This window comes from Corallococcus sp. 4LFB (assembly GCF_046520365.1).
GTDB lineage: Bacteria > Myxococcota > Myxococcia > Myxococcales > Myxococcaceae > Corallococcus > Corallococcus caeni.
Window position 1 is genome coordinate 1 of record NZ_JBKGHJ010000440.1, and the last position, 7067, is coordinate 7067.

General features: G+C 71.9%; 5 protein-coding genes and 2 pseudogenes. All 7 read left to right on the forward strand.

The window, feature by feature from the left end; genetic code table 11:
- A pseudogene (locus ACLEQD_RS33275) lies at positions 1-389 on the forward strand (hypothetical protein); the annotation flags it as partial.
- Between the two features lie 29 nt (positions 390-418).
- A complete protein-coding gene (locus ACLEQD_RS33280) occupies positions 419-1225 on the forward strand; it encodes a hypothetical protein (RefSeq protein ID WP_410389574.1) in 807 nt (268 codons plus the stop codon).
- A 151-nt stretch (positions 1226-1376) separates the two neighbouring features.
- Positions 1377-3029: a hypothetical protein gene (locus tag ACLEQD_RS33285; RefSeq protein ID WP_410389576.1), complete on the forward strand. Its 1653-nt coding sequence runs from the start codon at positions 1377-1379 to the stop codon at positions 3027-3029.
- Positions 3026-3732: pseudogene (locus ACLEQD_RS33290) on the forward strand (ABC transporter ATP-binding protein). Before ACLEQD_RS33285 ends, ACLEQD_RS33290 begins: the two are co-directional and overlap by 4 nt.
- Complete coding sequence (locus ACLEQD_RS33295; RefSeq protein WP_410389578.1) at positions 3729-5015, forward strand: ABC transporter permease; 1287 nt, start codon at positions 3729-3731, stop codon at positions 5013-5015. Before ACLEQD_RS33290 ends, ACLEQD_RS33295 begins: the two are co-directional and overlap by 4 nt.
- Entirely contained in the window at positions 5012-5776 is a 765-nt protein-coding gene (locus tag ACLEQD_RS33300) for a hypothetical protein (protein WP_410389580.1), read from the forward strand. Before ACLEQD_RS33295 ends, ACLEQD_RS33300 begins: the two co-directional genes overlap by 4 nt.
- 108 nt (positions 5777-5884) lie before the next feature.
- A partial coding sequence (locus tag ACLEQD_RS33305; RefSeq protein WP_410389582.1) for a serine/threonine protein kinase occupies positions 5885-7067 on the forward strand: 1183 nt, incomplete at its 3' end.

Sequence of the window (7067 nt, forward strand, 5' to 3'; positions counted from 1 at the left end):
GACGCGCCGCACCTCTTGGCCACGGTGCTGGTGGCCCGGGCGACTTCGCGGCGCGCTACCCGGACGCGGTGCGGCGGGTGCTGCGTGGACTTCTGGACGCGGGGCAGGGCGTGGTCAAGGACCCGGCGGCCGGGGCGCGGCTGTTGGGCGAGGTGGCGCCCTACCTGGGCGACCCCACGGAGGCCATCCGCAGCGCGCCGCCCGCCACGCTGGCGGACAATCGGGCCTTCTTCGGACTTTCCGGCGAGGCGCCGGTTACCTATGACGAGCTCTTCCAGAGCGCCGCGGCGCTCTTCCAGAAGCTCAAGCGCGGGACGGCGCCCCCTCCGGCGGAGGACACGCGGGACCTGGGCGCGCTGAAGTACGTCTCCGAGGCGCGGGGGCCCTGACGGGGCCCAAGAGGGAAGGGGAGTCGGACGTGGCGAAGACACCGAACTACATCAAGGCCGCGTTCCTCCTGCCGGCCAACCTGGTGGGGCTGACGACGGCGGCCATGTCCAGCGCCGTGACGCAGGAGCCGCTGCCCATGATGGTGGCGCTGGGCGTGGAGGGCGTCTACCTGGCCGTCCTGTCGTCCATGAAGCGCTTCCAGCGCGTCGTGCGCTCGAAGCAGCCGGACAACCCGGAGGCCGCGAGCGCCGCGGTGGACGCGCTGCTCGCGGACCTGGCGCCGTCGCAGCGCGACCACTACCAGCAGCTCGTGGGGCTGAAGGAGAAGATTCTCGCCAACTACCGCAAGCTGCCCGCCGGGCGCGTGCTGGTGGCCAGCAGCGAGCCCAAGCTGGACGCGCTGCTCACGTCCTTCCTGCGGCTCATCTCCGCGCTCAACCAGTACCGCACGTACCTGAGCGGCTCCGACCGCGAGCACCTGACCTCCGAGGTCACGGCGCTGGAGGCGGAGGTCGCGGAGGAGCCCAACGCGCGCCTCAAGGACGTGAAGGGCAAGCGCGTGGAGATTCTGCGCAAGCGCCTGATGCGCTTCGAGCAGGCGGGCGAGAGCCGCGAGGTGGTGAGCCACCAGCTGGCCGGCATCGAGGACCTGATGCGGCTGACGCACGAGCAGTCCATCGCCATCCGCGACCCGGAGAGCGTCAACCGGCAGCTGGACGTGCTCTCCGCGGAGACGGAGGCCACGGACGAGACGGTGCGCCAGATGGAGCGCTTCCTCGACTTCACCGAGGAGACCTCCGCGCCCCTGCCGCACGGCGGCACCCGCGTGCGGTAGGGCGGGCACGGGCCCGGACGGCGGGCCGCCTCCGGGTGGCGCGGGCTGCGGCGGGCACCTGTTCACCGTGGCACCTTGCGGGCCTGGCAGGGGCCTGGGACGGCGCACGAATAGATTGACTCTCCGCCGAAGGCATCCTGTCCTGACGCCCATGCTCCGCCGCGTTGGGTTCCTCCCGTTGGTCCTGCTGTTGGTCGTGTTCGCCGGCTGCTCGCGCTGCGGGAAGGAGGCGGCCGGGCCCGCGGACTCGCCCCGGGGCGTGTCGCGCTACCTGCCGCGCACCGCGCAGGCCGCGGTCGTCATCGACGACCTGGGCACGCTGGGCGAGAAGCTCGCGCGCTTCCAGAACCTCAAGGTGGCTTCGTTCGTCGCGCAGCTGCAGAACTTCCCCTCCGCGGAGCGCTACGTGTCCGCGGTGATGCGGCAGGTGGGCGTGGACCTGCGCAGCCGGAAGGCGCTGGAGGACGCGGGCATCGACCCGAAGCGCGGCGCGGGCGCGGCCTTCCTCGGCGGCACGCAGGCGGTGTCCGTCATTGGCGTGAAGGACGCGGACAAGCTGAAGACGACCTTCGCCACCTTCGCCCGCACGCGCCTGGGCGCGACGGAGGAGCAGGACACCAAGGTGGACGCCGGCCGGCTCGTCACGTTCAACCGCCCGGGCTCCACGACGCCCCTGCTGGGCATGCTCTTCCTGAAGCACGACCTGGTGCTCCTGTCCGCGGGCGCGTCGGTGGCGCGGCTGCCGGAGCTGGCGGCGCTGCCGGAGGAGCAGTCCCTGGCGAAGGAGCCGGTGCTGGAGGCGTCGCTCAAGCGGCTCGCCGGCGACCGCGACTTCCACGTGTGGCTGCCGGGCGGCTCGGGCCTCTTGCCCGCGGGCACGGTGCAGGGCATCACCTTCACGGGCCACATCGAGGAGCGCGCGGTGACGCTGCGCGCGGACGCGCCGTGGCCGGACACGCAGGCGTCGCTCGCGGCGCTGGAGTCCAAGGGCGGCGAGTCGCTCACCGGCTGGCTGCCGCAGGACAGCTTCCTCGTGGCGCGCTACCGGGGCGACCCCGCGCAGCTGGACGGCGTGTGGCCGTACCTGGCCGGCTCGCAGGTGACGCGCGCGGTGCAGAACGCGGGCTTCGACGTGAAGGCGGAGGTGCTGGACAACCTCAAGCCGGGCATGGTGTTCGCGCTGTCGCTGTCGCCCACCGTCAACCTGTCCTCGGGCATGCCGGACCTGGACCTGCGGCGCACCAACCCCTTCCGCTTCGTCAACCTGGTGGCGCTCGCGGAGGTGAAGGACGTGGCGAAGGGGCAGGCCACGCTGGACAAGGTGCCCGGCTTCGCGGGCGGCTTCGGCGCGAAGGTGGAGCCCACGGAGATGAGCGGCCAGAAGGCCTACCTGACGTCGTACCGCGCGGGCGAGGGCGCGCACTTCGCGCTGTCGAAGGACGGCAAGCTGGTGCTCGCGGCCCCCCGGGCGCGCCTGGAGTCCACGCTGGCGTCGCTCGCGCAGCCGGCCGGCGCGGGCCCCGTGTCGGAGGACCTGAAGGCGGTGGGCAAGGACGCCGCGCTGGTGGTGCTGCTGGACCTGCGCCGGCTGTCGGACGCCGTCAAGGCGCTGCCGTCCGCCGCGTGGGGCATTGGCGGCTTCGCCATCAAGGCCACCACGGTGCGCTGGCTGGACGCCACGGACGACCTGCGCGCGGTGACGCTGGCCCTGTCGCGCAAGGACAAGGCGCTGCAGGCGGAGGTCTCCCTGCGGCTGACGCCCGCGCCCGCAGGCACCACGACCACCACCCCGGCCACGCCTTGATCCGCGCGCGCGAGGTCGTGAAGGAGTACGAGGACGGCGAGGGCTCGCGCGTGCGCGTGCTCGACGGCGTGTCGCTGGACGTGGAGGCCGGGGACTTCGTCGCGGTGGTGGGCGCGTCCGGCAGCGGCAAGTCCACGCTGCTGCACCTGCTGGGCGGCCTGGACGTGCACTACCAGGGGCAGGTGGAGGTGGGCGGCGTGAAGCTCACCGGCCTGCGCGACCGGGAGCTGGCGCGCTTCCGCAACACGCACGTGGGCTTCGTCTTCCAGTCCTTCCACCTCATCCCCAACCTGTCCGCGCTGGAGAACGTGCTCTTGCCGTCGCACTTCGGGCCGGCCACGGCGGACGGGCGCAGGCGCGCGAGCAGCTCCTGGAGCGCGTGGGCCTGGGCTCCAAGCAGGACCGCGCGCCGGTGCGCCTGTCCGGCGGCGAGCGCCAGCGCGTGGCCATCGCCCGCGCCCTCTTCGGCGGCCCGAAGCTGCTGCTGTGTGACGAGCCCACGGGCAACCTGGACGCGGCCACGGGCGCGGGCGTCATCCAGCTCTTCCAGGAGCTGCACAAAGAAGGGCTCACGGTGCTGACCGTCACCCACGAGGAGCGCATGAGCGCGGTGGCGCGGCGGGTGCTCCGGCTCAAGGACGCGCGGCTGGTGGAGGAATCCCCCGCGCCGGAAGCCCTGGCGTCGTCGCGAGGTGCCCCGTGAGGTTCGACGCACTGTCGCGACTGGTGAGGTTGTCCCTCGCGCGCGAGCGCAAGGGCGCGTTCTTCTCCGCCTTCGGCGTGGCCATGGGCGTGGGCGCGCTGGTGTTCTTCGTGGGCCTGGGGCTGGGCGTCGGGCGCGTCATCCGCGAGCGCATCTTCCCCACGGACTCGCGGCTGGTGGACGTGGTGCCCCCGGCGGTGTCGCTGGGCCTGCTGGGCGGCGGCAAGTTGGATACCTCCGCGGTGGAGCGGCTGGCCGCGCTGCCCGGCGTGGAGACGACGTACCGGAAGATGAACGTCCGGGTGCCGGCGGTCACGCGCTACGACGGCGTCTTCTTCGGCTCGCGCCTGCGCATGGGCATGGAGGTGCTCGCGGTGGGCGTGGACCCCGGCCTCGTGCAGAAGGACGTGGGGCTGCCGGAGGCGAAGGACTTCAAGGACCCGGGGGAGGGCAAGGCCATCCCCGCGCTCGTCTCCACGCGCCTCCTGGAGCTGTACAACAAGACGTTCGCGCCCGCGCGCAAGCTGCCGCAGCTGTCCGCGGAGATGCTCATCGGCTTCGGCTTCCCGGTGGAGTTCAACCGCTCCTACGTGGCGGCCACGTCCGGTGGCCCCACCACCACGCAGCAGGCGCAGGTGGTGGGCGCGTCCGACCGGGCCATGCTCGCGGGCATCACCATCCCGCTGGACACGGCGGTGCGCATCAACCGCGCGTCGGGCGCGGACGCGGACAGCTACTCCGGCGTCACGCTGGTGGCGGCGGATCCCTCGCGCGTCCCGGAGCTGGTGGAGGCGGTGAAGGGGATGGGCTTCGAAATCGATGATCAGGAGCGCCGGCTGGCGGAGAACGCGGGCGCGGCGGTGGCGCTCACCACGTCCGCGCTGGCGCTGCTCTCCATCCTCATCTGCGTGCTGGCGGCGGTGAACATCGCCCACGCCATGTCCTCGTCCGTGCGTGCGCGGGCGAAGGAGATTGGCGTGATGCAGGCGGTGGGCGCCTCGCGCGCGGACGTGCGCGCCATCGTGTTGGCGGAGGCCGGCGTGGTGGGCGTGCTGGGCGGCGCGGCGGGAACTGCGGCGGCGCTGCTGCTGGCCCTCCTCGTGGACCGGCTCGCGAAGGGCTACCTGCCCAACTTCCCCTTCAAGCCGGAGAGCTTCTTCTCCTTCCCGGCGGCGGTGGTGCTGGGCGGGGTGCTGCTGGGGCTCGTGGCCGCGCTCGCCGGGGCCTACTTCCCCAGCCGCCGCGCCGCCGCCACGGACCCGGCCAGGACGCTGGCGGGATGAGCGGCCCTTCGCGCAAGACGCTCCTGGCCAACGTCGTGTGCCTGGGGGCGCTCGGGTGGATCTACGGGGGCGACCTCGCGGATGCCCTGCGCGCCCGGACCGCGGAGGTCTCCGCGCTGCTGGCGCCGCCGTCCGTCGTGCGCACGAGCGTCGTGCTGGGGCTCTCCGGGGTGGGGCTGGCCGTCTTCCTCTCGGGGCTGCTTCGCAAGAAGCCGGAGGGCTTCAAGGGCTACCGGCTCCTGCCCATCCTGCTCGTGGTCGCGCTCTTCCTGGACCTGGTGCTGGTGGAGGGGAAGACGCCGCTGGACTCGCCGGAACTGGGCGCCGTGGCGCTGCGGCGCTTCCAGGCCGAGGCCCAGAAGCTGGCCACCGAGGAGGCCGTTCCCTCCCGCGAGCAGGTGCTCCAGCCCCTCGTGGACGCGCTGGGCGCGCCGCCCTACCTGGAGCGCGGCGTGCCGGTGCCGGCCTACACACTCCAGGTGCGCACCGGCTGCGAGGGCCCCGTCCGCGACGCGTCCGGCACGCGGCCCGGCACGCTGCTGTACTGTGTGGCCAGGGACGGCAAGCAGGCCTGGGTGACCCTGGTCGGGCTGCCCGCCGAGGTGCGTTTTGGTGCGCCGGCCGTGCTCTCCGTGCGGGGCGAGCCGCGATCCGCCGCCCTGCACGCCCAGGTCCCAGAGGAGAATGACGTCATGCCGGGCATCGACCTGGAGATGCCCACGGTGATGGATGGGGGCGCCGCGACCTCCGCTTCGCCTTGAATCCGGGTTGCCTGGAGGGCAAGCGGGCGGAAATAGGTCCGCGTGCGCGGTTGACCCTTCGGAGCCGCGATCGATAGGCTCCCTGCAAGGACTCGACCCCCACACACAGTGACGACCTCTCAACCGAAGCGGCAACCCATCCCGTTCGGGAAGTATCTCCTCCTGGACCGCGTCAACATCGGCGGCATGGCGGAGGTCTGGCGCGGCAAACAGTTCGGCGCCAGTGGCTTCGAGCGGCTCGTCGCCATCAAACGCATCCTGCCGAACATCGCCGAAGATGAAGAATTCATCTCGATGTTCATCGACGAGGCGAAGATCAGCGTCCAGCTGACCCACGCCAACATCGCGCAGATCTACGAGCTGGGGCAGATCGCCAGCAGCTACTTCATCTCGATGGAGTACATCCCCGGCAAGGACATGCGGGCCATCTTCGACCGCTGCCGGAAGAAGGGTGAGCCGGCGCCGGTGCCGCTCGTCGCCTTCTGCGTGGCGAAGATGTGCGAGGGCCTGGACTACGCCCACCGCAAGAAGGACGGGATGGGGCGCGAGCTCAACATCGTCCACCGCGACATCTCGCCGCAGAACGTGCTCGTGTCCTTCGAGGGCGAGGTCAAGGTCATCGACTTCGGCATCGCGAAGGCGGCGGGCAAGGCGACCAAGACGCAGGCCGGCATCCTCAAGGGCAAGTTCGGCTACATGAGCCCGGAGCAGATCCGCGGCCTGCCGCTGGACCGCCGCTCGGACGTGTTCGCCATTGGCGTGTGCCTCTACGAGATGCTCACCGGCGAGCGCCTCTTCGTGGGCGACAGCGACTTCTCCGTGCTGGAGAAGGTGCGCAAGGCGGAGGTGCCGTCGCCGTCCACGTACAACCGGCGCATCCCGGAGGCGCTGGAGCGCATCGTCCTCAAGTCGCTCGCGAAGGACGTGGAGGAGCGCTACCAGTACGCCAGCGAGCTGGGCGACGACCTGCAGCGCTTCCTGCTGACGAGCGACTCCATCTTCGGCCGCAAGGACCTCATGCAGTACATGAAGTCCACGTTCGCCGAGGAGGTCGAGCGCGAGAAGCAGCGCCTGGCTGAGTACGCGGACATCCGCGCGCCGGACGGCATGCTGGCGGCCATCGAGGCGGGCTACAGCGGCCCGTCCCCGGTGCCCACGCAGAGCATGACCAACATCCCGGCGGTGGCGCCCTCCGCGCCCGCCGTGGAGCCCGTCTCCGCGCCGCCGCCGCGCGCCTCCAACTCCGGCGCCAACAACGCGGCGGGGCAGGGTGCGCGCCTCGCCCACGTCG

Coding starts and splice junctions, on each gene's coding strand:
- ACLEQD_RS33300 (WP_410389580.1), top strand. CDS start 5,012: ATGAGCGGCCCTTCGCGCAAGACGCTCCTGGCCAACGTCGTGTGCCTG.
- ACLEQD_RS33285 (WP_410389576.1), top strand. CDS start 1,377: ATGCTCCGCCGCGTTGGGTTCCTCCCGTTGGTCCTGCTGTTGGTCGTG.